Origin of the sequence: Streptomyces sp. NPDC052396 (assembly GCF_044593195.1) — a bacterium.
Classification (GTDB): domain Bacteria; phylum Actinomycetota; class Actinomycetes; order Streptomycetales; family Streptomycetaceae; genus Streptomyces.
This window is the reverse complement of sequence record NZ_JBIUAW010000008.1, coordinates 390347-413911: the sequence shown is the minus strand read 5'-3', so window position 1 is coordinate 413911 and position 23565 is coordinate 390347. Positions and strand designations below refer to the sequence as shown.

At 71.8% G+C, this 23565-nt stretch carries 23 protein-coding genes; 15 read left to right on the top strand and 8 right to left on the bottom strand.

Translation table 11 applies throughout. The features are described 5' to 3' along the window. Nucleotides 1-116 precede the first annotated feature (116 nt). From ald to ACIHFE_RS23400, 6 genes are all read left to right on the top strand, one after another. Nucleotides 117-1232, top strand: coding sequence for an alanine dehydrogenase (ald, locus tag ACIHFE_RS23425; protein ID WP_400109245.1), 1116 nt, complete (start codon nt 117-119; stop codon nt 1230-1232). 321 nt (nt 1233-1553) lie between these two features. Next, complete coding sequence (locus ACIHFE_RS23420; protein WP_400109243.1) at nt 1554-2672, top strand: ParA family protein; 1119 nt, start codon at nt 1554-1556, stop codon at nt 2670-2672. After that, on the top strand, nt 2657-3172 hold the full coding sequence (locus ACIHFE_RS23415; RefSeq protein WP_400109241.1) for a hypothetical protein: 516 nt from the start codon (nt 2657-2659) through the stop codon (nt 3170-3172). Before ACIHFE_RS23420 ends, ACIHFE_RS23415 begins: the two co-directional genes overlap by 16 nt. 84 nt (nt 3173-3256) lie before the next feature. Next, a complete protein-coding gene (locus tag ACIHFE_RS23410) occupies nt 3257-4264 on the top strand; it encodes a segregation and condensation protein A (protein WP_400109239.1) in 1008 nt (335 codons plus the stop codon). A gap of 125 nt (nt 4265-4389) precedes the next feature. Then, nucleotides 4390-4956 (top strand): SMC-Scp complex subunit ScpB, encoded by a 567-nt coding sequence (gene scpB, locus ACIHFE_RS23405; protein WP_400109310.1) that lies wholly within the window; start codon nt 4390-4392, stop codon nt 4954-4956. After that, nucleotides 4956-6140: a pseudouridine synthase gene (locus ACIHFE_RS23400; RefSeq protein WP_400109237.1), complete on the top strand. Its 1185-nt coding sequence runs from the start codon at nt 4956-4958 to the stop codon at nt 6138-6140. Before scpB ends, ACIHFE_RS23400 begins: the two co-directional genes overlap by 1 nt. A gap of 31 nt (nt 6141-6171) precedes the next feature. Here the strand turns inward: ACIHFE_RS23400 and ACIHFE_RS23395 are convergent, their stop codons facing one another. Beyond that, complete coding sequence (locus tag ACIHFE_RS23395; protein WP_400109235.1) at nt 6172-6849, bottom strand: DNA polymerase beta superfamily protein; 678 nt, start codon at nt 6847-6849, stop codon at nt 6172-6174. Nucleotides 6850-6914: 65 nt separating this feature from the next. After that, on the bottom strand, nt 6915-7277 hold the full coding sequence (locus tag ACIHFE_RS23390) for a DUF952 domain-containing protein (protein WP_400109233.1): 363 nt from the start codon (nt 7275-7277) through the stop codon (nt 6915-6917). Between the two features lie 103 nt (nt 7278-7380). On the opposite strand from ACIHFE_RS23390, the gene ACIHFE_RS23385 reads away from it, so the two are divergent. From ACIHFE_RS23385 to der, 4 genes are all read left to right on the top strand, one after another. Beyond that, on the top strand, nt 7381-8451 hold the full coding sequence (locus tag ACIHFE_RS23385) for a prephenate dehydrogenase (RefSeq protein WP_400109231.1): 1071 nt from the start codon (nt 7381-7383) through the stop codon (nt 8449-8451). A gap of 102 nt (nt 8452-8553) precedes the next feature. Beyond that, the gene (gene cmk, locus ACIHFE_RS23380; RefSeq protein WP_400109229.1) at nt 8554-9267 is read left to right on the top strand and encodes a (d)CMP kinase; all 714 of its coding nucleotides are present in this window, start codon (nt 8554-8556) and stop codon (nt 9265-9267) included. A gap of 50 nt (nt 9268-9317) precedes the next feature. Next, nucleotides 9318-9905, top strand: a complete 588-nt coding sequence (locus tag ACIHFE_RS23375) for a lysophospholipid acyltransferase family protein (protein ID WP_400109308.1) — start codon at nt 9318-9320, stop codon at nt 9903-9905. A 59-nt stretch (nt 9906-9964) separates the two neighbouring features. Continuing rightward, the gene (der, locus tag ACIHFE_RS23370) at nt 9965-11428 is read left to right on the top strand and encodes a ribosome biogenesis GTPase Der (RefSeq protein ID WP_400109227.1); all 1464 of its coding nucleotides are present in this window, start codon (nt 9965-9967) and stop codon (nt 11426-11428) included. 33 nt (nt 11429-11461) lie between these two features. On the opposite strand, the gene ACIHFE_RS23365 is transcribed toward der, so the two are convergent. Both ACIHFE_RS23365 and ACIHFE_RS23360 read right to left on the bottom strand, forming a co-directional pair. Beyond that, nucleotides 11462-11788 carry a hypothetical protein gene (locus ACIHFE_RS23365; RefSeq protein WP_400109225.1) on the bottom strand — a complete coding sequence of 109 codons (327 nt, stop codon included), beginning with the start codon at nt 11786-11788 and terminating at the stop codon, nt 11462-11464. A gap of 152 nt (nt 11789-11940) precedes the next feature. Continuing rightward, nucleotides 11941-12723 (bottom strand): hypothetical protein, encoded by a 783-nt coding sequence (locus ACIHFE_RS23360; protein WP_400109307.1) that lies wholly within the window; start codon nt 12721-12723, stop codon nt 11941-11943. 237 nt (nt 12724-12960) lie between these two features. Here ACIHFE_RS23360 and ACIHFE_RS23355 point away from each other — a divergent pair, with 237 nt between their 5' ends. Together ACIHFE_RS23355 and ACIHFE_RS23350 are read left to right on the top strand one after the other, a co-directional pair. Continuing rightward, nucleotides 12961-14211: a glycosyltransferase family 4 protein gene (locus ACIHFE_RS23355; RefSeq protein WP_400109223.1), complete on the top strand. Its 1251-nt coding sequence runs from the start codon at nt 12961-12963 to the stop codon at nt 14209-14211. Then, the gene (locus tag ACIHFE_RS23350; RefSeq protein WP_400109221.1) at nt 14208-15104 is read left to right on the top strand and encodes a hypothetical protein; all 897 of its coding nucleotides are present in this window, start codon (nt 14208-14210) and stop codon (nt 15102-15104) included. The genes ACIHFE_RS23355 and ACIHFE_RS23350 overlap by 4 nt, the downstream gene beginning before the upstream one ends. A gap of 7 nt (nt 15105-15111) precedes the next feature. On the opposite strand, the gene ctaD is transcribed toward ACIHFE_RS23350, so the two are convergent. Continuing rightward, on the bottom strand, nt 15112-16773 hold the full coding sequence (gene ctaD, locus ACIHFE_RS23345; RefSeq protein WP_400109219.1) for a cytochrome c oxidase subunit I: 1662 nt from the start codon (nt 16771-16773) through the stop codon (nt 15112-15114). A 429-nt stretch (nt 16774-17202) separates the two neighbouring features. Here ctaD and ACIHFE_RS23340 point away from each other — a divergent pair, with 429 nt between their 5' ends. Next, the gene (locus ACIHFE_RS23340; protein WP_400109217.1) at nt 17203-17418 is read left to right on the top strand and encodes an I78 family peptidase inhibitor; all 216 of its coding nucleotides are present in this window, start codon (nt 17203-17205) and stop codon (nt 17416-17418) included. Nucleotides 17419-17484: 66 nt separating this feature from the next. On the opposite strand, the gene ACIHFE_RS23335 is transcribed toward ACIHFE_RS23340, so the two are convergent. Continuing rightward, entirely contained in the window at nt 17485-18483 is a 999-nt protein-coding gene (locus ACIHFE_RS23335; protein ID WP_400109215.1) for a phosphatase PAP2 family protein, read from the bottom strand. A 301-nt stretch (nt 18484-18784) separates the two neighbouring features. Next, a complete protein-coding gene (locus ACIHFE_RS23330; RefSeq protein ID WP_400109214.1) occupies nt 18785-19966 on the bottom strand; it encodes a hypothetical protein in 1182 nt (393 codons plus the stop codon). A gap of 124 nt (nt 19967-20090) precedes the next feature. Here ACIHFE_RS23330 and ACIHFE_RS23325 point away from each other — a divergent pair, with 124 nt between their 5' ends. Together ACIHFE_RS23325 and ACIHFE_RS23320 are read left to right on the top strand one after the other, a co-directional pair. Then, nucleotides 20091-21665, top strand: coding sequence for an MFS transporter (locus ACIHFE_RS23325; protein ID WP_400109213.1), 1575 nt, complete (start codon nt 20091-20093; stop codon nt 21663-21665). 92 nt (nt 21666-21757) lie between these two features. Then, nucleotides 21758-22948, top strand: a complete 1191-nt coding sequence (locus ACIHFE_RS23320; RefSeq protein ID WP_400109211.1) for an acyl-CoA dehydrogenase family protein — start codon at nt 21758-21760, stop codon at nt 22946-22948. A 21-nt stretch (nt 22949-22969) separates the two neighbouring features. Here the strand turns inward: ACIHFE_RS23320 and ACIHFE_RS23315 are convergent, their stop codons facing one another. After that, nucleotides 22970-23404 (bottom strand): cell division protein SepF, encoded by a 435-nt coding sequence (locus ACIHFE_RS23315; protein WP_400109209.1) that lies wholly within the window; start codon nt 23402-23404, stop codon nt 22970-22972. Nucleotides 23405-23565 lie beyond the last annotated feature (161 nt).

The following is a 23565-nucleotide window of genomic DNA, read 5'->3' as shown; positions in this document are numbered from 1 at the left end:
GACAGCGCGACATCCTTCATTAGACTGGGTGCGCCGCGATCGATGCGGTCTGCTCTGGTGTGCCCCCGCATATCCGGATTAACCTGAAATTCCCTGATTCAAGGACCGTGATCTACGTGAAGGTCGGCATCCCCCGCGAGGTCAAGAACAACGAGTTCCGCGTGGCCATCACCCCGGCCGGCGTCCATGAGCTGGTGCGCAACGGCCACCAGGTCTTCGTGGAGAAGGGGGCCGGTGTCGGCTCCTCCATCACCGACGCCGAGTACACGGCGGCGGGCGCGGACATCCTGGACACCGCCGATGAGGTCTGGGCCATCGCCGACCTCCTGCTGAAGGTCAAGGAGCCGATCGCGGAGGAGTACCACCGCCTCCGCAAGGGCCAGACCCTCTTCACCTACCTGCACCTGGCTGCCTCCCGCGAGTGCACGGACGCCCTGCTGCAGTCCGGCACCACCGCCATCGCCTATGAGACGGTCGAGCTCGCCAACCGCGCGCTGCCGCTGCTGGCCCCGATGTCCGAGGTCGCGGGCCGGCTGGCTCCGCAGGTCGGCGCGTACCACCTGATGCGCTCGGCCGGTGGCCGTGGCGTGCTGCCGGGCGGCGTCCCGGGCACCCACGCGGGCAAGGCCGTGGTCATCGGCGCCGGCGTCTCCGGCTGGAACGCCACGCAGATCGCCGTGGGCCTGGGCTTCCACGTCACCCTGCTGGACAAGGACATCAACAAGCTCCGCGAGGCCGACAAGGTCTTCGGCACCAAGGTGCAGACGATCGTCTCCAACGCCTTTGAGCTGGAGAAGGCCTGTGTCGAGGCCGACCTGGTCGTCGGTGCGGTGCTGATCCCGGGCGCCAAGGCCCCCAAGCTGGTCACCAACGAGCTGGTCGCCAAGATGAAGCCCGGAAGTGTACTTGTCGACATTGCGATCGACCAGGGCGGCTGCTTCGAGGACTCCCGGCCGACCACCCACACCGAGCCGACCTTCACCGTCCACAACTCGGTCTTCTACTGCGTGGCCAACATGCCGGGTGCGGTGCCCAACACCTCCACCTACGCGCTGACCAACGCCACCCTCCCCTACATCGTGGAGCTGGCCAACCGCGGCTGGCAGGAGGCGCTCAGCCGGGACGCCGCGCTGGCCAAGGGTCTCAACACCCATGAGGGACAGGTTGTTTACGGTCCGGTCGCCGAGGCGCACGGTCTGGCCTGCGTCGAGCTGAGCACGCTGCTCGGCTGAGGCGTCAAATCCGTCACAGCGGGAAAAACCATTCGGCAGGGCCTTGCACGGCAAGGCCCTGCCGGGCTTTTTTCCGTACCGTCGACGCGATGTCAAAAGTTGCGGGTGATGGGCGGAACACCCTTGACAGAAGGGCGTTCGATTGCCGACACATCGTGCCGTCTCCGGCGGATTGTGTTGCTGCGAACCGCCGACACGCCATAGAGTCGCCAACCGTCGGCATGGTGCCACGCTGACCTATCTAGATGTTTCCTGGTCACCAAGGAGGTAGGACGACTTGTGAATGAGTCGACATTTGCTCCCGGGGGTGGTCACCCAGGAATGCCTGCGCAGGACCGGAGTCACACCGCCGGACTCCAAGCTGTCGGCTCCGTCGCTGTCCACACCTTCGCAGCCCACCAGAACCCGACAGCCCACCAGAGCATGATGGACGGTCAACACGTGAACGCCATGGCCGGTGACCGCGGCGGTGATCCCGCCCGTCTCGCCGACTACGAGGAAGTGCCCGAAGGGCACTTCTACGACCCCGACGCCGAATACGAGCCGGACCCCGAGTACGCGGCCACGCTCGCACCGGACGCCGCTCGCCAGCGCCGCGAGCGCATCGGTCCCACCGGCCGGCCGTTGCCCTACTTCCCGATCCCGGGCCCGCTGACCGACCACGGTCCGGCGAAGATCATCGCGATGTGCAACCAGAAGGGCGGGGTCGGCAAGACCACCTCCACCATCAACCTGGGTGCCGCGCTGGCCGAGTACGGCCGCCGGGTGCTGCTGGTCGACTTCGACCCGCAGGGAGCGCTCTCCGTCGGACTGGGCGTCAACCCCATGGAGCTGGATCTGACGGTCTACAACCTGCTGATGGAGCGGGGCATGTCGGCCGACGAGGTGCTGCTGAAGACCGCGGTGCCCAACATGGACCTGCTGCCCAGCAACATCGACCTCTCCGCCGCCGAGGTCCAGCTGGTCAGCGAGGTGGCCCGGGAGTCCACCCTGCAGCGTGCGCTCAAGCCGCTGATGGCCGACTACGACTACATCGTGATCGACTGTCAGCCCTCGCTGGGCCTGCTGACGGTGAATGCCCTGACGGCCGCTCACAAGGTCATCGTCCCGCTGGAGTGTGAATTCTTCGCGCTGCGCGGAGTGGCCCTGCTCACCGAGACCATCGAGAAGGTCCAGGAGCGGCTCAACCCCGAGCTGGAGCTGGACGGCATCCTCGCCACCATGTACGACTCGCGGACGGTGCACAGCCGCGAGGTCCTGGCCCGGGTGGTGGAGGCGTTCGACGATCACGTCTACCACACCGTCATCGGCCGTACGGTCCGCTTCCCGGAGACCACCGTCGCGGGAGAGCCCATCACCACCTACGCGTCCAACTCCGTGGGTGCCGCCGCCTACCGACAGCTGGCCAGGGAGGTGCTCGCCCGGTGTCACGCCGAGTGAGTCTGCCCGGCGCCGACGAACTGTTCCGCACCACCGGCGGGGTGGGGCTGCAGTCCTCGTCCCCCCGTAAGAAGGTGAACGGCGAGACGCCCGCCCGGGTGCCGGGACCGGCCGCCGCGGAGCCCGCCGAGGCGGGACGCGGGACCGCCGGTGCCACCGCGCCCGCCAAGGAACAGCCGGAGGAGCGGCCCGCGGCCGCCCCGGAGCGTGCCGCCACCGGCCGTGGCGCCGACCGCGGCGAGCCCGCGGCCCCGCGCCGCCGGGGACGGGCCGCCAACCGCCGGCCCAGCGGCCGGGAACGCCACGATGAGAAGATCACGGTCTATGTCTCCGCCGAGGAGCTGATGGACCTTGAGCACGCGCGGCTGGTGCTGCGCGGCGAACACGGGCTGGCCGTGGACCGCGGCCGGATCGTGCGGGAGGCCGTCGCGGTCGTCCTCGCCGACCTGGAGGCGCGGGGCGACGCGAGCATTCTGGTACGCCGCCTGCGCGGCCGCTGAGCCGCTTCGCCGATAGCCTGCCGTGCGCGGGCAACGGCCCGTATCGCAGTCGGCCCCGCCCCAGCTTCCTTGGACCACTTCCGCATGCCCACCCCCACGCCCGCCGCTCCCCGCCGCCGCCCGCTGGGCCGTGGCCCGGACGGCCCGGCCACGCCGCCCCCCGCCGAGCCGGCGGAGGCGGAATCGGGAGCCGTGGCGGCCGAGGAGGCGGCCCCTCCGCCCGGTGAGCGGGAGGAGACCGACGGCCGGTTCACCGTGCGGCTGGACAACTTCGAGGGGCCCTTCGACCTGCTGCTCCAGCTGATCTCCAAGCACAAGCTGGATGTCACCGAGGTCGCCCTCTCCAAGGTGACCGATGAGTTTATGGCCCATCTGAGGGCCATGGGGCCGGAGTTCGACCTCGACCAGACCACCGAATTCCTGGTGGTGGCCGCCACCCTGCTGGACCTCAAGGCGGCCCGGCTGCTGCCCGCCGCCGAGGTGGAGGACGAGGCCGACCTGGCCCTGCTGGAAGCCCGCGACCTGCTGTTCGCCCGGCTGCTCCAGTACCGCGCGTACAAAAAGATCGCGGAGATCTTCAGCGAGCGGCTGGCGGTGGAAGGCCGCCGCCACCCCCGTACGGTCGGCCTGGAGCCGCAGCACGCGGAACTGCTGCCCGAGGTGGTGCTGGGCATCGGCCCCCAGCGGCTGGCCGAACTGGCGGTCAAGGCCATGCAGCCCAGGCCCAGGCCGCAGGTGTACGTCGACCATATCCACGCCCCCCTGGTCAGCGTCCGGGAGCAGGCCGAGGTCGTGGTCACCCGGCTGCGCACGGAGGGCGAGGCATCCTTCGCCCGGCTGACCGCCGACGCCCCGGACACCCTGACCGTGGTGGCCCGCTTCCTGGCCCTGCTGGAGCTGTACCGGGAGCGGGCGGTCGCCCTGGACCAGGAGCAGGCCCTGGGCGAGCTGATGGTCCGCTGGACCGGTTCGGCGGACGAGGTGCCCCAGGTGACGGACGAGTTCGACCGGGGGCCGGACGGGCCGGAGGCGGAGGAATCGGGGGAAGCGGGGGAACGGGCGGCGCGGACGGCAGAGGAGACAAGGGCGTGACGGACTTCCGGACCGAGACGGTGACAGACGCGGGGCCCGGCGCCCCCTCCGAAGCCGGTACGGCCACCGAGCCACCCGCCGGCGTCGCCGCGCTGCCCATCGGGCCCGCACTGGAGGCCGTGCTGATGGTGGTGGACGAGCCGGTCACCGAGGAGCACCTGGCCAAGGTGTTGCAGCGGCCCCGGCGGGAGATCGCCGATGAGCTGCGCCGGCTGTCCGACGAGTACACCGTCCAGGGGCGCGGCTTCGACCTGCGGCCGGTGGCCGGCGGATGGCGGTTCTTCACCCGGGGCGAGTACGCCGATGCCGTGGAGTCCTTTGTGCTGGACGGCCAGCAGGCGCGGCTGACCCAGGCCGCGTTGGAGACCCTGGCCGTGGTCGCGTACCGTCAGCCGGTCAGCCGTTCGCGGGTCTCCGCCGTCCGGGGGGTGAACTGCGACGGCGTCATGCGCACGCTCCTCCAGCGCGGACTGGTGGAGGAGACGGGGACGGAACCCGAAACAGGTGCGATCCTGTACAGGACGACGAATTACTTTCTGGAGCGGATGGGGCTGCGCGGCCTGGACGAGCTTCCCGAGCTCGCCCCGTTCCTCCCCGAGGCGGAAGCGGTTGAAGGCGACTCCCAGGAAGGAGTCCCGTCATTCGATCCGGACGCCCCGGACACCGAAGCGGACGACAAGACGGAACTTTGATGCGAAGCAGCGGCAGGAACAGCGGAAGCGGCAACCGGGACGACCGGGGCGGGCGCGGAGGATCCCCCCGTCCGGCGTCCGGTGGTGGTCGCGGGCGCTCCGAGGGCGGGCGCTCCGAGGGCGGGCGCTTTGGCGCCGGGCGCTCGGACAGTGGACGCTCCGGCGGCGGCCGGTACGACCGGCGGGACGACCGGCAGCAGGAGCAGCGCCCGCGCCGGCCGCGCCCCGAGGAGCGCCGTTACGACGTGGGCCCGGACGCGGAGCGCACCGGCCGGGGCACCGCGGCCCGCGGCGGCGCCAAGGGCGGCCCCAAGCGCCCCACCGGCGACAAGGGCGCCCCGCGCCGCGGCGGCCGTCCCCAGCCCCCGGCCCGTCCCCGTGAGTACGACGCCCAGATCGAGGAGCGCAACCGGGAGCGGCACAACAAGCCGGCCCTGAAGCTGCCCAAGACCTTCGGCGAGCAGGAGGGCGAGCGGCTGCAGAAGGTGCTGGCCCGGGCCGGCATGGGCTCCCGCCGCGCCTGCGAGGAGCTGATCGAGCAGGCCAGGGTCGAGGTCAACGGGCAGATCGTCACCGAGCAGGGCCTGCGGGTCGACCCGGAGAAGGACGAGATCAAGGTGGACGGCCTGACCGTCGCCACCCAGTCGTACCTGTTCTTCGCGCTCAACAAGCCGGCCGGCGTGGTCTCCACCATGGAGGACCCGGACGGGCGGCAGTGCCTGGGCGACTATGTCACCAACCGGGAGACCCGGCTGTTCCACGTCGGCCGCCTGGACACCGAGACCGAGGGCATCATCCTGCTCACCAACCACGGTGAGCTGGCCCACCGGCTGACCCACCCGCGGTACGGCGTGCAGAAGACCTATCTGGCCGCCATCCAGGGCCCGCTGCCGAGGGACATCGGCAAGCGGCTCAAGAGCGGCATCGAGCTGGAGGACGGCTACGCCCGGGCCGACAACTTCCGGGTCGTCCAGCAGACCGGCAAGAACTACCTGGTCGAGGTCACCCTGCACGAGGGCCGCAAGCACATCGTGCGGCGGATGCTGGCCGAGGCGGGCTTCCCGGTCGACAAGCTGGTGCGCACCTCCTTCGGCCCCATCGCCCTGGGTGACCAGAAGTCCGGCTGGCTGCGCCGGCTGACCAACACCGAGGTGGGCATGCTGATGCGCGAGGTCGACCTGTAAGGGCTCCCGCGGAAGCGCGCTGCGGCGCGCGTCAGGCCAGGGCCGACGCGCGCCGCACCCGTATCAGGAAGTCCTCCACCCGGGCCCGGTCCGGCTCCGCCGGCAGCGGGGTGGCCGCCGCGGCCGCCTCGGTCTCCTGGTGCAGCACGGCCAGCCAGGACTCCACCTCCGCCCAGGACAGCTCACCCCGGCGCACCGCCAGCAGCCGCTCCCGCCGGTCGCCGACCTCGACCACCAGCCGGCCGGTGTGCAGCAGGTCCCGGCAGCTGAGGGTCAGGCGGATCAGGTGCATCACCCGTTTCCAGCGTGGGGCGCCATGCGCCTTGATGTCCGTGGTGACCTTGGCCAGGTGCCCGGCCGCATAGCCGGCGAAGGTCTGGTGTACCTGCCGGGACAGAAAGGCCCCGCGCAGTGACAGCAGCTCCCGCCCGGTCGCGTCCGCCCGTTCCACCAGCGGGGAGTACAGGCACTCCAGCACCGTGGGGTTGGCCCGCAGCGCCAGCTCGCAGAAGCGCTCCAGCTCCCAGGAGAAGCGCTCCTCGCCCGGCCCCTCCACATGGGTGGGCGGCTTGGTGAAGCCCCAGAACATCTCGGTGGGCGCCAGATAGACGCCGCGCCGGTCGGTGTCGCTGTCCTCGGTCGCCAGCCCGAAGGCACGCGAGCCCATCACACAGGAGTAGACCGTGTGCTCGGTCACCAGGGAGTGCATGACCGGTCATGCTGGCAGCGGGCCTGGTGCGGCGTCATCTCGATTTCCGTGGTCCAGGACGATGGTCAGGACCAGACCGCCAGGCCCACCGCGCGCCGCTCCTCGTCCCGTTCGATCTCCATCATCCCGTCCACCGCGTCCCGGCTGATCCGCCCGTACACATGCGGGAAGAGCGTCCCGGCCGGCACTCCGGGCGGCGGCGGGCCGGCCGGGGCCTCCCAGCGGACCAGCACATCCAGCTTGTGCTCATCGATCAGCAGCACCATCAGCGGCCCCGGCACCTCCCGGTAGAAGGCCGTGGCCACCGCCAGGGTGGTCGCCTCGTCGGGGGAGCAGTGCACAAAGCCCTCGGTCTCCAGGGAGGCGGGGGCGTACGGGCGGTCGGGGATGGCCAGCCAGTCGTCCAGCGGCACCACATGAAAGATCATGTCCACGTTGTACCGGACCGCGCCCACCCGCGCAGGGCCCGCACGACGGCGCACTAGGGTGGAGCCACCACGAACCGCCCGCGCACAGCAAGGACTTCACCCAGTGCGTACCGCCCTCGTCATCGGCACCGGACTGATCGGCACCTCCGCCGCGCTCGCCCTGGCGGGCCGCGGGGTGCGCGTCCACCTCCGGGACCACGACCCCGACCAGGCCCGTACCGCCGCCGCCCTGGGCGCCGGCACCGACCAGGAGCCGGCCGGGCCGGTGGACCTGGCGCTGGTCGCCGTGCCGCCCGCGCACATCGCGGCCACCCTGGCCGGCGCCATCGAGGGCGGGCTGGCCCGCGGCTATCTGGACGTGGCCAGCGTCAAGGGCGGCCCGCGCCGGGAGCTCCAGGCGCTGGGCTGTGACCTCAGCGCCTACCTGGGCACCCATCCGATGGCCGGCCGGGAGCGCTCCGGCCCACTGGCCGCCACCGCGGACCTCTTCGAGGGCCGCCCCTGGGTGCTGACCCCCACCCGGGACACCGACACCGAGGTCCTCAATCTGGCCCTGGAGCTGGTGGCCCTGTGCCGGGCGGTCCCGGTGGTGATGGACGCCGATGCCCACGACCGGGCGGTGGCCCTGGTCTCGCACACCCCCCAGCTGGTCTCCAGCATGGTCGCCGCCCGGCTGGCCGGCGCCGATGAGACGGCGGTGCGGCTGTGCGGCCAGGGCATCCGGGATGTCACCCGGATCGCCGCCTCCGACCCCCGGATGTGGCTGGAGATCCTGTCCGCCAACCCCGGCCCGGTCGCCGATGTGCTGGCCGAGCTGGCCGGCGACCTGGACGAGACGGTACGGGCGCTGCGCGCCCTGCAAGCGGGCGAGAAGGGCGCGGCCGAGCTGGAGGACGTGCTGCGCCGGGGCAATGCCGGCCGGGCCCGCGTCCCGGGCAAGCACGGGGCGGCCCCGGCCGCCTATGAGACGGTCACCGTGCTCATCGGCGACCAGCCGGGCGAGCTGGCCCGGATCTTCGCCGACGCCGGGCGGGCGGGCGTCAACATCGAGGACGTCCGCATCGAGCACGCCACCGGCCAGCAGGCCGGTCTGATCCAGCTGATGGTCGACCCGGCGGTGGCCGAGCACCTGGCCGCGACGCTGGGCGAGCGCGGCTGGCCGGTGCGGCGGTAGCCGGGGGACCGTACGGCTGCACGAGGCGCTCCGGCGAGCCAGTAACCTTGGGTGAGCCCACCGCTCATAGGCCAGCCCCTAGGACAGCCCGTACACAGGAAGGTGTCTGACACCGTGGAAACCGCCGCCCGGACCGCACCGGCAGCAGTGATCGTCGGCATCGACGGCCCCTCCGGCACGGGCAAGTCCAGCACCTCCAAGGCCGTGGCCGCCAAGCTGGGCCTGCGCTACCTGGACACCGGGGCGCAGTACCGGGCCATCACCTGGTGGATGCTGAGCAACGGCATCGACGTCAATGACGCCGCGGCGGTGGCCGCGGCCGCCGGCAAGCCGGAGCTCGTCTCCGGCACCGACCCGTCCGCGCCCACCATCACGGTCGACGGCCTGGACGCCTCGGCGCCCATCCGCACCCAGGAGGTCACCGCCGCGGTGAGCGCGGTCAGCGCGGTCCCCGAGGTGCGCACCCGGATGACCGAGCTGCAGCGGGCCATCGCCGCCGCGGCCCCGGCCGGCATCGTGGTCGAGGGCCGGGACATCGGCACCACCGTGCTCCCGGACGCCGACCTGAAGATCTTCCTCACCGCCTCGCCGGAGGCCCGTGCCGCCCGGCGCAGCGGTGAGCTGACCGGTAAGGACGCCGCCGACCTGGCCGCCACCCAGGCCGCGCTGGTCAAGCGGGACGCGGCCGACTCCGGCCGCAAGACCTCCCCGCTGGCAAAGGCGGCGGACGCGGTCGAGGTGGACACCACCGAGCTGACCCTGGAGCAGGTCATCGAGTGTGTGGTGACCCTGGTGGAGGAGAAGCGGGCGGCGTGAACCCTTCCGCTTCCGGGGCCGCCGCCGGCCGGCGGATCGGCATCGGGCTGATGTACGGGCTGTGGAAGCCCCGTGTGCTGGGCGCCTGGCGGGTGCCCGCCGCCGGGCCGGTCATCCTGGCCGTCAACCACTCGCACAATGTGGACGGCCCGATGGTGATGGGCACCGCCCCGCGCCCGGCGCACTTCCTGGTCAAGAAGGAAGCCTTTGTCGGCCCGCTGGGCTGGTTCCTGCGCTCCATCGGCCAGCTGGAGGTGGACCGCAGGGGCACCGACCGGGCCGCCGTCACCGGGGCGCTGGAGGTCCTGGCCCAGGGCGGGGTGCTGGGCATCTTCCCGGAGGGCACCCGGGGCGAGGGCGACTTCGCCGCACTGCGGGCCGGCCTGGCCTACTTCGCCGTACGGTCGGGCGCGCCCATCGTGCCGGTGGCCGTGCTGGGCAGCACCGAGCGCACCGGCCGCCTGGTACGCGGCCTGCCGCCGCTGCGCGGCCGGGTCGATGTGGTCTTCGGGGACCCCTTCGATGCCGGTGACGGCAGCGGGCGGCGCACCCGCAAGGCACTGGACGAGGCGACCGTCCGCATCCAGCGCCGGCTGGCCGCCCACCTGGCGGACGCCAAGCGGCTCACCGGCCGCTGACACAGACTTTTAGTAGCGGGCCGTAAGGGTCCCGCCGATGACAGCAAGGAACGGACTTCATGAACGACCAGATCCACACCGGCGACGAGCACGGTGAGCTTGGCGACGCCGAGTACGCGGAGTTCATGGAGCTCGCGGCGCAGGAGGGCTTCGAGGCCGAGGAGATCGAGAGCGAGCTGGCGGCCGCCGGGCACGGCCCGCTGCCCGTCCTCGCCGTGGTCGGCCGCCCCAACGTCGGCAAGTCGACCCTGGTGAACCGCATCATCGGCCGCCGTGAGGCAGTGGTGGAGGACCGGCCGGGCGTCACCCGGGACCGGGTGACCTATGAGGCCGAGTGGGCCGGCCGCCGCTTCAAGGTCGTCGACACCGGCGGCTGGGAGCAGGACGTCCTGGGCATTGACGCCTCGGTCGCCGCCCAGGCCGAGTTCGCCATCGAGGCCGCCGACGCGGTGGTCTTCGTGGTGGACTCCACGGTCGGCGCCACCGACACCGACGAGGCCGTGGTCAAGCTGCTGCGCCGGGCGGGCAAGCCGGTGGTGCTGTGCGCCAACAAGGTCGACGGCCCCTCCGCCGAGGCCGACGCCGCCATGCTGTGGTCGCTGGGCCTGGGCGAGCCCCACCCGGTCTCCGCCCTGCACGGCCGCGGCACCGGCGACATGCTGGACGCGGTCCTGGAAGCGCTGCCCACCGCCCCCGCCCAGACCTTCGGCGGCGGCGTTGCCGGCGGCCCGCGCCGGGTGGCCCTCATCGGCCGTCCCAACGTCGGCAAGTCCTCGCTGCTGAACAAGGTGGCGGGCGAGGAGCGGGTGGTCGTCAACGAGCTGGCCGGCACCACCCGTGACCCGGTGGACGAGCTGATCGACCTGGGCGGCAAGACCTGGAAGTTCGTGGACACCGCGGGCATCCGCCGCCGGGTCCACCTCCAGGAGGGCGCCGACTACTACGCCTCGCTGCGCACCGCCGCCGCCGTGGAGAAGGCCGAGGTCGCGGTGGTCCTGATCGACGCCTCGGAGTCCATCAGCGTCCAGGACCAGCGGATCCTCACCATGGCCGTGGAGGCGGGCCGGGCCCTGGTGCTGGCCATCAACAAGTGGGACACCCTGGACGAGGAGCGCCGCTACTACCTGGAGCGGGAGATCGAGACCGAGCTCGGCCAGATCAGCTGGGCCCCCCGGGTCAATGTCTCGGCGCGCACCGGCCGGCACATGGAGAAGCTGGTCCCGGCCCTGGAGACGGCGCTGGCCGGCTGGGAGACCCGGGTGCCCACCGGCCGTCTCAACGCCTTCCTGGGCGAGCTGGTCGCCGCCCACCCGCACCCCATCCGGGGCGGCAAGCAGCCGCGCATCCTCTTCGGCACCCAGGCGGGCACCCGTCCGCCGCGCTTTGTCCTCTTCGCCTCCGGCTTCCTGGAGGCCGGCTACCGCCGCTTCATCGAGCGGCGGCTGCGCGAGGAGTTCGGCTTCGAGGGGACGCCGGTCCACATCTCGGTGCGGGTGCGGGAGAAGCGCGGCCGCAAGAAGTGACGCCGGGCCGGGCGGCGGACCGCCCGGCCGCGCCTAGAACCCTCGCGCGCGCCCGTCGCGCGTACCGGGCGGCAGTGCGGGCAGTTGCCCGCGCTGCCGCCCTGGTGCGTGGTAGGTGTCCCAGCTCCCGGGGTAGCCGGAGTGGCCCGGGTAGGGGGAGTGCCCGGTCAGCTGGCCGTAGTAGCCGGTGCCCGGCGCCGACTGCTGGGCACCGAAGCCCTTGAAACCCAGCTCCTCCTCGCCCGCGCGGTCACCCGGCAGGGTGCGGAAGGCGCGGCGGTACTCGGAGCACAGGGCGTCGAAGATCGGGGTGACCGATTCCGGGCGGCTCCGGTCGGCGGTGTCGCGGGGTGGCCGCATGCCGGGGATGTAGTTCTGGTACGAGGTCCGGGAGGGTTCGTAAGAGTACACATCCCTGCCAACGACACCGCGGCCCAACGGATGCGGTCACGGCCGTGACTGACGCCCCGGGCCAAGGAGCGCGGGGAGCGTGCGAGGGAGCGTGAACCCGATCATGTGCCCGCGAGCGGCATGGACGCGCCCACCAGCCGGCCCGCCGCCGCGGCCCGGTCCAGGGCCTCGCGCAGCAGGTCCTCCCGGGACTGCTGCCCGATGGTGCCCACCGGCGCCGCGAACACCACCACCCGCTGGGTGCGCTTGACCGCCGACCGCCACTCATCGGCGACCTGCATCGCCTGGTGGGCCTGCCACCAGGCCACCGGGGAGCCGCCGGCCAGGCTGGGCTGCAGAATCGCGTGCAGCTGGCCCATGGCCACCAGCACCGACCAGCCCGGATTGCGGTCCGGGATCCGGTTCACGGTGCTCACCGGGGCGAAGCCCTGCTCGGTCAGCAGCTCCAGGAAGACATCCACCGGGCCATTGGTGCCGGGCCGGGCGATCGGGCTCAGCGGCTCCACCACCAGGGTGGGCTGCACATCGTTGTTGATCAGCAGCAGGCCGCTGGTGACCCCGAGCTCCGCCTGCAGCGGCATCTCGGCGGTCACCGCCGGCTCGGCGGGCGCCGCGCCCCCGCCGGTGATGGAGCGCACCGCGTTCTGCAGCTGCTCCTCGGAGACCGGGACCACCTGGGACGGGATGCAGGCCGCGTGCGCGAAGGCCAGCACGGCCGATTCCTCGCCGACGAAGAGCACGGTGCTGGTGCGGTCCCGCTCGCTGTCTCCCACGGCACGGCAGGAGGTGCACTCATAGGTGCCCGGGGCGTTGCCGCCGCCGAGCAGTCGGTCCGCTTCTTCGTCGCCGATCTCGGCGCGTACGTCGTCGCTGACGTCCAGCATGCGGGGCACGGAGGGCTCCTCGAAACTTCGGTGCAGAGGGCCGGGCGGTTCCCGGCTCGTAACGAGGACAACGGACGACGCACGGCCGGGGTCACGCCCCGGCTCCCGGGGCATCGGTCACCGAACGCTCATCCTCCGGTGAACGAGTTGCCACCGAAGGCGAACCGGATGCCACTGAGTACGCTCTAACCTCTCAGGAGGCGAGCCACCAGGCACGCACACCGGCTGCGGGGACGAATGCACATCTCATTCCTGATTCACAATGCCTATGGCATCGGCGGCACGATCCGCACCACGTACAACCTGGCGGGCACCCTTGCCGAGCACCATGACGTGGAGATCGTCTCCGTCTTCCGGCACCGCGAGGAGCCCGTCTTCGCCACCCCCGGCAACGTACGGCTGCGCCACCTCGTGGACCTGCGCAAGGACGGACCCGGCTATGAGGGCGACGAGCCGGAGATGCGGCGCCCGGCCACCGTCTTCCCGGCCGCCGAGGGCCGCTACAAGCAGTACAGCGCCCTCACCGACCGGCGGATCGCCGAGCACCTGCGCTCCCTGGACTGCGATGTGGTGGTGGGCACCCGCCCCGGCCTCAATGTGCACATCGCCCAGCAGGCGCGCCGTGGACCGGTGCGGGTCGGCCAGGAGCACCTGACGCTCTCCACCCACTCCGCCCCGCTGAAGCTGGCCCTGCGCACCCACTACCCCCGCCTGGACGCGGTCACCACCGTCACCGAGGCCGACGCCCAGACCTACCGCAAGCTGATGCGGCTGCCCGGCGTCCGGGTGGAGGCCGTGCCCAACAGCATCCCGGCCCCCGCCGTCACTCCCGCCGACGGCACCGGCAAGTGGGTGGTCGCGGCCGGCCGGCTGGCCCCGGCCAAGCGCTATGACGTGCTGATCAAGGCTTTCAAGAAGGTCGTCGCCGAGCGCCCCGACTGGCGGCTGCGGATCTACGGCGCCGGCGTGGAGAAGGCCAAGCTGCGCAAGCTGATCGACGACCTGGGCCTGTACAACCATGTCTTCCTGATGGGCCCGGCCAACCCGATCGACCCGGAGTGGGTCAAGGGCTCCATCGGCGCCGTCACCTCCAGCCTGGAATCCTTCGGCATGACCATCGTGGAGGCCATGCGCTGCGGCCTGCCGGTGGTCTCCACCGACTGCCCGCACGGGCCGAAGGAGATCATCGACAATGGGACCGACGGGCTGCTGGTGCCGGTCGGCAAGCCCGACGCCATCGCCGCCGGACTGCTGAAGCTGATCAACGACGACGAACTGCGCAAGCGGATGGGCCGTCAGGCCCTGGAGAACGCGGCCCGCTTCGACCCGGCCCAGATCGCCGGGCGGTACGAGCGGCTGTTCGGCGAGCTGGCCGGGCGCGGCACCCTGCGCGGCTCGCTGCACCGTACCCGGGGAGCGCTGCTCAGCAGCGCCATCCGGACCACGGACGCCGGCCGCTCCGCCCTGCGCCGGGTGCGTGCCGCATGACGGACCCGCGTAACCCCACCCACCCCACCACCCCCGAGGAGTCCACCATCGTGTCTGCCCCGCCGCGCGCCGACTGCATCGCGGACTCCGCGGGCGGACTCACCTTCGACCTCGACGCCCCCGAAGGCACGGCCGGCTCCGCCCACTGGCCGCAGGCCCTGGTGCTGCTGCGCCGCGGCGGGGACGACCAGGCCGATGAGGTCCGCCTGCCGCTCACTCCCAACGGCGACGGGCGGCTGCGTGCCGTCCTGCCCAGCACCGTGGCGATGGCCGAGGGACGCTGGGACGTCCATGTGGACTGCGGGGAGGCCGGCAACCAGCGGCTACTGCCCGGACTGGCCGATCTGCGCTCGCTGGTGGACCGCAGGCCGGGCCCCAGCACCTCGCCGCTGGCGGTGCGCATCCCCTATGCCACCAAGCACGGCAACCTCTCGGTGCGCAGCTGGCTGCGCGCCCCGCACGCCGAGGCCGGGGACCTCAAGCTGGACGACACCGGGATCAGCGGCCGGGGCACCCTCTACCGGGTGGAGAACCCCCGGGAGTGGCTCACCGGGGCCTTTGTGGAGGCCCGCTCCAGGCGCAGCTCCGCACAGGTGCGCACCGCGCCGGTGACCGCCGAGGGCGAGGACTTCACCTTCACCCTCTCCTACCCCGAGCTGTGCGCCGACTGGAAGGGCGGGCTGGAGGTCTGGGACCTGTGGCTGCGCCGCTCCGATGGCTCCGCCGAGGCCCGGCTGGCCCGGATCCTGGACGATGTGGCGGACAAGAAGCAGATCTTCGTCTACCCCGGCCTGCCGGTGGCGGCCCCGTACGCGCCGGCCGAGGTCGGCCCGTACTACACGGCCGACAACGACCTGGCGGTGCGGGTGGACGAGCGGCCCCCGGTGAGCTGATCGCCCGTCAGGGAGCGGCCGGGGCGGTCTGCCGGGCCGCCTCGGGGTGGTGCAGGTCGAAGGCGGGGGACTCGGAGCGGATCCGGGGGATCGAGGCGAAGTTGTGGCGGGGCGGCGGGCAGGAGGTCGCCCACTCCAGCGAGCGGCCGAAGCCCCAGGGGTCGTCCGCCGCCACCGGCTTGCCGTACCGGGCGGTCAGCCAGACGTTGTAGAGGAACGGCAGGGTGGACAGGCCCAGCAGGAAGGCGCCGATGGTGGAGACCGTGTTGAGCGCGGTGAAGCCGTCCGCGGCCAGGTAGTCGGCGTACCGCCGCGGCATCCCCGCGGCGCCCAGCCAGTGCTGCACCAGGAAGGTGGTGTGGAAGCCGGTGAACAGGGTCCAGAAGTGGATCTTCGCCAGCCGCTCGTCCAGCATCTTGCCGGTGAACTTGGGCCACCAGAAGTAGAAGCCGGCGAAGGTCGCGAACACCACGGTGCCGAAGACCACGTAGTGGAAGTGCGCCACCACGAAGTAGGTGTCGGTGACATGGAAGTCCAGCGGGGGAGAGGCCAGGATCACCCCGGTGAGCCCGCCGAACAGGAAGCTCACCAGGAAGCCCACCGCCCACAGCATCGGTGACTCGAAGGACAGCGAGCCGCGCCACATGGTGCCGATCCAGTTGAAGAACTTCACCCCGGTGGGCACCGCGATCATGAAGGACAGGAACGAGAAGAAGGGCAGCAGCACCGCCCCGGTGGCGAACATATGGTGCGCCCAGACCACCACCGACAGCGCGGTGATCGTCATGGTGGCGCCGATCAGCGACAGATAGCCGAACACCGGCTTGCGGGCGAAGACCGGGATGATCTCGCTGATGATGCCGAAGAACGGCAGCGCGATGATGTAGACCTCCGGGTGCCCGAAGAACCAGAACAGGTGCTGCCACAGCAGCGCCCCGCCGTTCGGCGCCTCGAAGACCACCGCGCCGAATCTGCGGTCCGCCTCCAGGCACAGCAGCGCCGCCGCCAGCACCGGGAAGGCCAGCAGGATCAGGACCGAGGTGAACAGCACGTTCCAGGTGAAGACCGGCATCCGGAACATGGTCATCCCCGGGGCGCGCATCCCGATGATGGTGGTCAGGAAGTTGACCGCGCCCAGGATGGTGCCGAAGCCGGACAGCGCCAGGCCCATGATCCACAGGTCCGAGCCCACACCGGGTGAGTGGACCGCGTTGTTCAGCGGCGCATAGCCGGTCCAGCCGAAGGAGGCCCCGCCCTCGGGGGTGAGCATGCTGCCGACCACCAGCAGGCCGCCGAAGAGATAGAGCCAGTAGGCGAACATATTGAGCCGGGGGAAGGCCACGTCCGGGGAGCCGATCTGCAGCGGCATGATCGCGTTGGCGAAACCGGCGAAGGCCGGGGTGGCGAAGAGCAGCAGCATGATCGTGCCATGTGCGGTGAACGCCTGGTTGAACTGGTCATTGGTCAGGAACTGCAGCCCGGGCCGGGCCAGTTCGGCCCGCATCAGCATGGCCAGCGCCCCGGCCACCAGGAAGAAGCCGAACGAGGTGATCAGATAGAGACTGCCGATCTTCTTGTGGTCGGTGGTGGTCAGCCAGTCCACCACCAGCGCGCCCGGCCGCCGCTCCCGCGCCGGGGCCTCGCTCGCCGGCGTTGTCTCGGTCCCCATCCGTGCCCCCTCGCTCTCCGGCCGTACGGCCCGTTGTGCATCCGGGTTCTTTCGGGTCCCCGCCATGATGCTCGTCCCCGGCGGGCGGCGCGAGGGTGCCTTCGGGGCGGAGCCGCGACTCAGGGGGATCTTCCGGAATTAAATATTCCGGTTGATTGCGGAGCCGGCCCGCCGGGCCGTCCGGAATTCCCGGCCACGGGCTTCCGGCGGCCGCCTCCGGCGTGACTGGAAGGATAATTGGCGGAGGCCCCCGGCAGGCGCTCGGAAAGGTGTTGTGAAATTTCGTCCGGATATGTTTCGGGCCGCGATTTCCGGCGATTTCCGGGGCCGGAAGAACCCTCGGTGCGCGGCCCGGGGGCCATAAACCCCGTCCCGCTTTCTGTGACGGAAGTGTGACCGGAGGGGGTACGGGGGCCTACCGTGGCTGTCATGGTGTCGCTGCCGAACCTTCCCCCCGACCCTGATGACGACCTCGGGCAGTACCTCGGCCTCACCGCCGGGGCCGCCGCCGGCCTGGCCCGGGAGCGCGGCTGGAGCACGGTGCGCTCGCTGCCCCCGGGCACCGTGGTGACCTTGGAGTATGTGGCCGGGCGGCTCAATTTCGAGGTGGCCGACGGCAGGGTGCGGCGCTGCTGGAAGGGCTGAGGCGGCAAGGCGACGGCCGCCCCGGGAGAACCCGGAGCGGCCGTCGTCCGCGAAACCTCGGAAGCGTCAGGCGGTCCTGCCACGGCCCGTCGCCGGGCCCAGCGGGGCGGTGCGCGGCGCCCGGTCGGCATGCGGCGGGCGGCGGCTGCCGCTGGGGCTGACCGGGGTCCGCTCGGCACGGACGGTGTGCGGGCGGGCGGCCGGCAGGGGACGGGCCTCCGTGGACCGGGCGCGGCCGGCCGCGCCCACCACCTCGCGCACCGGCAGCTCGTCGTGCACCGGGGTCCGCTGCGGCAGCACCCCGACCGCGACGACGGGGCCGGGCACCTGAGTCCGGCGGGTGCGACAGGCGGCCCAGGCGGCCAGCAGCCACACCTCGGCCCGGGCCATCAGCGGCTCGAACCAGGGCAGGGCCAGCAGCACCAGCAGACCGGCCGTCCAGCCCAGCGTCACATCGCTCATCCAGTGGGTGCCCAGGTAGACCGTGGTCATGCCGACGCCCAGCGCCAGCAGCGCCGCGATCACCGAGCTGATCCGGCGGGCCCGCGGGGTGGTGGCCAGATAGGCGAGGACGCCCCAGGTCACCACGGCGTTGGCGGTGTGGCCGGAGGGGAATATGTCCCCGCCGGCGAACATCTCATTGGAGCCGATCACGGTCGCGTAGTGCGGACCGAGCCGGCCCATCCCCAGCTTGGCCGCGCCCACCGTGGCGTTGAGCAGCAGGAGTGAGGTGCCCAGCACCAGCAGCGGCCGCAGCGTCCGGCGCTTGTACGAGCACCAGCCCAGCCAGGCGGCGACCGCCAGCGCGGTCGGCCCGCGCTGGCCCAGGACCACGTAGTAGTCCAGGAAGGTGTGGATCTCCGGCCAGTGCTTGTACGGCCGGAAGAGCATGACCTGCCAGTCGAACCGCACCGGCCAGGACGTGGTCAGCACACCTATCACGATGGCCACATAGACCACGCAGGTGGCCGTGAAAAGGCCCACCCGGGTCCGGGTCATCGTCGGCCGCTCGGGCGCGGCGGTCGGTGGCTCCTCCGTCCGGACGAGCTCGTCGTTGGTACGCACCCAATCGACGTTACATTGCGTGACGGGAGGGTCCTGCCGCTCCGGCCGATTTGTGATGACGATGTGATGTGGAATGCGTCTCAAACGCGACTTTCGGCACGGCCGCCTCCCGGCCCGTACCGAAATAAGAATGAGTTAAAGAATCCGCGTCCGGGTCATGCCGGCCGTCCCGGCGCCTTTAATTCTTTTCGAATGCGGCCGTTTATCGGTGATTGGCCGGGCGGTTGAACGGCGTTTCCCACCGCCGCCCGCCCGGAAAGCGATCACCGCAGAGATCGCCGTTCAACGACCATCGCAACGATCACGGAGGACCGGACCCCAGCAGCCAGAAGGCCCCGTACCCGGCCGCGGCCAGCGATACGCCACCCATGATCAGCACCGCGCGTAGCGTGCGCAGCCTCGCCAGGGCCACCGCCAGCGGCAGCAACAGGGGGAACGCCGGCATCATCAGACGCGGCTTGGAGCCGAAATACCCCTTGGCCGTCAGCGCCAGCAGCAGCACCACCCCGCCATAGACCAGCAGCGGCAGCGGCTGCCGCTGCCGCACCCCGGCGGCATACAGCCAGATCACCAGCCCCACCCCGGCCAGCAGCCCCAGCCCGGCGGCGAAGGACGGACCGCCCAGCAGGTGGACCACAAAGGAACCGAAGGCCAGCCCGCCGTCGAAGCCATTGCCCCAGCCGCCCTGGACATCCAGATATCCGGTGACGCTCCCGCTGCGCACCCCCACCCAGGCCACATAGGCCAGCCAGCCCAGCGGAGCGAGTGCCACCCCCAGCAGCATCCGCCCGGACCCCCGCCGGCCCCGCCGCCACAGCCGGGCCGCCGCCGTCAGCCACACCGCCGCCACCACCGCGGCACCCACCGGCCGGGTCAGCCCGGCCAGCGCCGCCAGCGCACCCGCCCGCAGCCAGCGCCCGGTGAGCACGGCATGGACGCTCCACGCCGCCAGCGCGGTGAACAGCGACTCCGAGTAGGCCATCGACTGCACGATGCCGACCGGCAGCGCGGCCCACAGCGCCACCAGCGCGATGCCCGCCCGCCGCCCGTACAACAGCTCGCCCACCGCGAAGATCCCCCAGGCCGCTGCCACCGAGGCCAGGGCGCTGACCAGCAGCCCCGCGTCGGCCGCGGACAGCGGCAGCACCGCCGACAGCCCCCGCTCCAGCCCCGGCAGCAGCGGAAAGAACGCCATATCGGAGTGGACCCGGCCGCCGCTGAGATGGAGCGTGTAGCCATAGCCCTGCTCCGCTATCCGCGAGTACCACAGCGAGTCCCAGCGGGCCGACAGCAACTGGTGCGGACTCCGGCCCGCCGACTGCGCCCACACCGCCAGCACCAGCAGACCCAGCGCCCGGATCCCCGCGTACACCAGCAGCGCGGGCAGGGCCCGGCGCACCGCCGGACGGGCGTCATCGACGCCGGGGGCGGTGCGTATGCCGGGGAGCGGGGCGAGGGTCGTCACCGGCCGATTGTCCAGCATCGCGGCATCCCCCACCCAACCGTGCCGCGGCGGGGCCCCGGCGGACCTCGCGTAATCTGGCGTCTCACTTGTCCCATGGGCCCGTCCGGGCCCGTCTGCCGGGACCTGACACGGAGGTGGGCGAATGTCCGGGACGGCTCCCGCCGGCACCCGGTGGGCCTCGGGCGTGCCCCGGCAGCGCTCCCGCCCCCGGCCCGGCCCGGGTGGCGGCGTCAGCCGCTGGACCGTGCTGGTCGTCCTCTGCGTCAGCCTGCTGATCGTCGCCATCGACGCCACCGTGCTGCATGTCGCGGTCCCGGCCGTCACCGAGGACCTGCGCCCCGGTGCCATCCAGCTGCTGTGGATCGTGGACGTCTACCCGCTGGTCTGCGCCTCGCTGCTGATCCTCTTCGGCACCCTGGGCGACCGGGTGGGGCGGCGCCGGGTGCTGCTGCTGGGGTACGGCCTGTTCGGTCTGGCCTCCGCACTGGCCGCCTTCGCCCCCACCCCCGAGGTGCTGATCGCCGCCCGGGCCCTGCTGGGCGCCGGCGGCGCGATGATCATGCCCGCCACCCTGTCCATCCTGCGCCAGATCTTCCCCGACCGGCGGGAACGCGCCCTGGCCATCGGGGTGTGGAGCGCGGTGGCCGCGGTGGGCGCCGCCGCCGGACCGCTGCTGGGCGGGCTGCTGCTGGAGCACTACTGGTGGGGCTCGGTCTTCCTGATCAACATCCCGCTGATGGCGGTGAGCCTCCCGGTGGGCCGCTGGCTGCTGCCCGAATCCACCGGCGACCGCCATGGACCCTGGGACGTCCTGGGCGCGCTGATGGCCGCGTTCGGCCTGTTCGGCCTGGTGCTCGGCGTCAAGCGGATCGGCGGGGCCGAACCGCTGTCGCTGGCCACCGTGGTGCCGCCCGCGCTGGGCGGCGCCCTGCTGGTGCTGTTCGTACGCCGCCAGCGCCGCCGCCGGCACCCGCTGGTGGACCTGGCCATGTTCGCCCGCCCGGCCTTCGGCACCTCGGTGGGCTGCATTGTGCTGGCCATGCTGGCCCTGGTCGGCCTGGAGCTGATAGCCGCCCAGTACCTCCAGCTGATCCTCGGCCTGACCCCGCTGCAGACCGGCCTGCGGCTGCTGCCGCTGACGCTGGCGGCGATGGCCGCCGGACTGGCCGGCTCCCGGGTGCTGCACCGCTTCGGCCCGCGCCGGATGGTGGCGGCCGGCTTCGTCCTCACGGCGGCCGCCGTGCTCGCCCTGACCGCACTGGGCCGCGAGGACCGGCCCGGCCTGCTCACCGGCTGCTTCCTGGTGCTCGGACTGGGCCTGGAGACCACCTTGTTCGGGGCGTATGAGTCCATGCTCAGCGAGGCGCCCGCCCAGTCGGCCGGCGGGGCGGCCGCCATCGGCGAGACCTCCTACCAACTGGGCGCGGGCGTGGGCATCGCCCTGCTGGGCAGCGTGATGAACGCCGCCTACGCGCCCGCGGTCGGCTCGGCGCCGGGCGTACCGAGCGCCGCGGCCCGCTCCGCGAGCGACTCCCTGGGCGAGGCATATGAGGTGGCCGACCGCCTGGGCGGCCCCCAGGGCGAGGCCCTGCGCCACACCGCCCGCGACGCCTTTGTCCACGGCATGCACCTGTCCCTGGTGGCCAGCGCCGTGCTGCTGCTGCTCGGCGCGCTCGCCGCGCTGCGCCTGCCCAGAGCGGCGGAATCCGCGGGCTGAGCCCGGGGCAGGGTCTGGGGCAGGGTCTGGACGCCGGGGGTTACCCGGTCGTAGCGTCGGTGCCGACCCGCTGATGATCACCGGAGGCCGCCATGCCCTCAGCAGCTCTGCCGCCCTTCGACCCCCATGACCCGCTGGGCGTCGACGACCTGCTCAACGACGAGGACCTGGCGGTCCGCCGGACCGTACGCCAGTGGGCCGCCGACCGGGTGCTGCCGCATATCGCCGACTGGTATGAGCGCGGCGAACTCCCCGGCATCCGCGAACTCACCCGGGAACTGGGCGCGCTGGGCGCCCTGGGCATGACGCTCAACGGCTACGGCTGCGCCGGGGCGAGCGCCGTCCAGTACGGCCTGGTCTGCCTGGAGCTGGAGGCCGCCGACTCCGGCATCCGCTCCCTGGTCTCCGTCCAGGGCTCGCTGGCGATGTACGCCATCCACCGCTACGGCTCCGAGGAGCACAAGGAGCGCTGGCTGCCCGGCATGGCGGCGGGCGAGACCATCGGCTGCTTCGCGCTGACCGAGCCGGACCATGGCTCGGACCCGGCCGGGATGCGGACCTTCGCCAAGCGGGACGCGGGCGGCGACTGGATCCTCACCGGCCGCAAGATGTGGATCACCAATGGCTCGGTGGCCGGTGTCGCGGTCGTCTGGGCCCAGACCGACCAGGGCATCCGGGGCTTTGTGGTGCCCACCGACACCCCCGGCTTCTCCGCCCCCGAGATCAAGCACAAGTGGTCGCTGCGCGCCTCGGTCACCAGCGAGCTGGTGCTGGACGAGGTACGGCTGCCCGCCGACGCGGTGCTGCCCGAGGTCACCGGCCTGCGCGGCCCGCTCGGCTGTCTGAGCCACGCCCGCTATGGCATCGTCTGGGGCGCGCTGGGTGCCGCCCGGTCCAGCTTTGAGTCGGCGCTGGAATACGCCCGCACCCGCGAGCAGTTCGGCAGGCCCATCGGCGGCTTCCAGCTCACCCAGGCCAAGCTGGCCGATATGGCGGTGGAACTGCACAAGGGCGTTCTGCTGGCGCACCACTTGGGACGGCGTATGGACGCGGGACGACTGCGTCCGGAACAAGTCAGCTTCGGAAAGCTCAACAACGTACGTGAGGCGATCGAGATCTGCCGCACCGCCCGGACGATCCTGGGCGCCAATGGGATCTCCCTGGAGTATCCCGTGATGCGGCACGCCACCAACCTGGAGTCGGTGCTCACCTATGAGGGCACCGTGGAGATGCACCAGCTGGTGCTGGGCAAGGCGCTCACCGGTCTTGACGCGTTCCGATGAGCACCCCCGGCCGTCAGGCCGTCAGCTCTGATTGAAAAAGCCGCCGTTGGCGCGGCTGATCGGCTCCCCGCTGACCACCTGGTAGTCGGCGGGGGTGAGCAGGAAGACCCGGGTGGCCACCCGCTCGATGGAGCCGCGCAGCCCGAACGTCAGCCCGGCCGCGAAGTCCACGACCCGCTTGGCGTCGCTCGGTTCCATGGCGGTGAGGTTGACGATCACCGGGATGCCGTCCCGGAACAGCTCGCCGATGCCACGGGCGTCCCGGAACCCGTCCGGGGTGACCGTGGCGATACGAGTGCCCTGGTCCTGGGCCGCCTCGTCGGCCACCCGGACTCTGGGGTTGGTCACCCAGGAGTCACCGGGCTCGGGCCCCTCGGCGTACTCGTCGTCGTAGTAGCGCTCGTCGTTGTCGTCGACGAGCCCAAGCCAGGCACTCGCCTTACGCACCGAACCCATGGACGCCTCCTCTCACACGGGTGTGTTCCGCCCGCCCCCCTATGGTCGTCCATGATGCGGATGGTGTGCCAAGTGGATGGGGGCCAAGCGAGGATTTCGTGACGCATCTGGTGCAAAGCAGGTGTCGGTGTGTCAGAACCCTGAAACAACCTCGCCCCACC

Excerpts from the sequence above, each read along its gene's own strand:
- ACIHFE_RS23420 (WP_400109243.1), top strand. The coding sequence starts at position 1,554 with ATGCCTGCGCAGGACCGGAGTCACACCGCCGGACTCCAAGCTGTCGGC.
- ACIHFE_RS23410 (WP_400109239.1), top strand. The coding sequence starts at position 3,257 with ATGCCCACCCCCACGCCCGCCGCTCCCCGCCGCCGCCCGCTGGGCCGT.
- scpB (WP_400109310.1), top strand. The coding sequence starts at position 4,390 with ATGGTGGTGGACGAGCCGGTCACCGAGGAGCACCTGGCCAAGGTGTTG.
- ACIHFE_RS23400 (WP_400109237.1), top strand. The coding sequence starts at position 4,956 with ATGCGAAGCAGCGGCAGGAACAGCGGAAGCGGCAACCGGGACGACCGG.
- ACIHFE_RS23395 (WP_400109235.1), bottom strand. The coding sequence starts at position 6,849 with ATGCACTCCCTGGTGACCGAGCACACGGTCTACTCCTGTGTGATGGGC.
- ACIHFE_RS23390 (WP_400109233.1), bottom strand. The coding sequence starts at position 7,277 with ATGATCTTTCATGTGGTGCCGCTGGACGACTGGCTGGCCATCCCCGAC.
- ACIHFE_RS23375 (WP_400109308.1), top strand. The coding sequence starts at position 9,318 with ATGTACGGGCTGTGGAAGCCCCGTGTGCTGGGCGCCTGGCGGGTGCCC.
- der (WP_400109227.1), top strand. The coding sequence starts at position 9,965 with ATGAACGACCAGATCCACACCGGCGACGAGCACGGTGAGCTTGGCGAC.
- ACIHFE_RS23365 (WP_400109225.1), bottom strand. The coding sequence starts at position 11,788 with ATGCGGCCACCCCGCGACACCGCCGACCGGAGCCGCCCGGAATCGGTC.
- ACIHFE_RS23360 (WP_400109307.1), bottom strand. The coding sequence starts at position 12,723 with ATGCTGGACGTCAGCGACGACGTACGCGCCGAGATCGGCGACGAAGAA.
- ACIHFE_RS23355 (WP_400109223.1), top strand. The coding sequence starts at position 12,961 with ATGCACATCTCATTCCTGATTCACAATGCCTATGGCATCGGCGGCACG.
- ACIHFE_RS23350 (WP_400109221.1), top strand. The coding sequence starts at position 14,208 with ATGACGGACCCGCGTAACCCCACCCACCCCACCACCCCCGAGGAGTCC.
- ctaD (WP_400109219.1), bottom strand. The coding sequence starts at position 16,773 with ATGGGGACCGAGACAACGCCGGCGAGCGAGGCCCCGGCGCGGGAGCGG.
- ACIHFE_RS23340 (WP_400109217.1), top strand. The coding sequence starts at position 17,203 with ATGGTGTCGCTGCCGAACCTTCCCCCCGACCCTGATGACGACCTCGGG.
- ACIHFE_RS23330 (WP_400109214.1), bottom strand. The coding sequence starts at position 19,966 with ATGCTGGACAATCGGCCGGTGACGACCCTCGCCCCGCTCCCCGGCATA.
- ACIHFE_RS23325 (WP_400109213.1), top strand. The coding sequence starts at position 20,091 with ATGTCCGGGACGGCTCCCGCCGGCACCCGGTGGGCCTCGGGCGTGCCC.
- ACIHFE_RS23320 (WP_400109211.1), top strand. The coding sequence starts at position 21,758 with ATGCCCTCAGCAGCTCTGCCGCCCTTCGACCCCCATGACCCGCTGGGC.
- ACIHFE_RS23315 (WP_400109209.1), bottom strand. The coding sequence starts at position 23,404 with ATGGGTTCGGTGCGTAAGGCGAGTGCCTGGCTTGGGCTCGTCGACGAC.